Origin of the sequence: Candidatus Accumulibacter vicinus (assembly GCF_000584955.1) — a bacterium.
In the GTDB taxonomy this organism is placed as follows: domain Bacteria; phylum Pseudomonadota; class Gammaproteobacteria; order Burkholderiales; family Rhodocyclaceae; genus Accumulibacter; species Accumulibacter vicinus.
The window spans coordinates 9561-10443 of sequence record NZ_JDSS02000032.1 but is presented as its reverse complement, the minus strand read 5'-3'; the positions used below and the strand labels follow the sequence as shown (position 1 = coordinate 10443).

Sequence of the window (883 nt, the reverse complement as noted above, 5' to 3'; positions counted from 1 at the left end):
ACTGTAGCTGCCGGCGGGAACGCTGTTCCAGGCAAAGCTGTACGGCGCCGCGGTGGCGGTGCCGATGAGCGTCGTTCCCTGGAAAAACTCGACCTGGGTGATCGTCCCGTCGGTGTCGGCGGCGGTCGCGGTCAAGGTGATCGCGGCGGGAGCGACGTAGCTGGCACCCGCGGCCGGGGCCGTCAAGCTGACGGTCGGCGCCTGGTTGGTGGTGACGGTGATCGTCCGTGCGGCGCTCGTCGTCGCGGCGCCGAGGTTGTCGGTCGCCTTGGCGGTGAGGGGGTAGCTGCCGGCCGGGACGCTGTTCCAGGTGACAGTGTACGGCGCCGCCGTGGCGGTGCCGATGAGCGTCGTTCCCTGGAAGAACTCGACCTTGCGATCGTCCCGTCGGTATCGGCGGCGGTCGCGGTCAGGGGGATCGCGGCGGGAGCGACAAAACTGGCGCCGGCGGCCGGGGCCGTCAGGCTGACGGTCGGCGCCTGGTTGGTGGTGACGGTAATGGCTACGGCGGCGCTGGTCGTCGCGGCGCCTTTGTCGTCGGTCGCCTTGGCGGTCAGGCTGTAACTGCCGGCCGGGACGCTGTTCCAGGCAAAGCTGTATGGCGCCGCGGTGGCGGTGCCGATGAGCGTCGTTCCCTGGAAGAACTCGACCTTGACGATCGTCCCGTCGGTATCGGCGGCGGTCGCGGTCAGGGGGATCGCGGCGGGAGCGACGAAACTCGCGCCCGCGGCCGGAGCCGTCAGGCTGACGGTCGGTGCCTGGTTGGTGGTGACGGTGATCGTCCGTGCGGCGCTCGTCGTCGCGGCGCCCTGGTTGTCGGTCGCCTTGGCGGTGAGGCTGTAGCTGCCGGCCGGGACGCTGTTCCAGGCGAAGCTGTACGGCG

At 70.6% G+C, this 883-nt stretch carries 1 protein-coding gene and 1 pseudogene; both read right to left on the bottom strand.

Features of this window, described 5'->3' with window-relative positions; genetic code table 11:
• Window positions 1-186 (bottom strand): Ig-like domain-containing protein (locus CAPSK01_RS23225; RefSeq protein WP_273703801.1); only part of this gene is annotated, 186 nt, incomplete at its 3' end.
• 144 nt (window positions 187-330) lie between these two features.
• Window positions 331-883: pseudogene (locus CAPSK01_RS24350) on the bottom strand (Ig-like domain-containing protein); the annotation flags it as partial.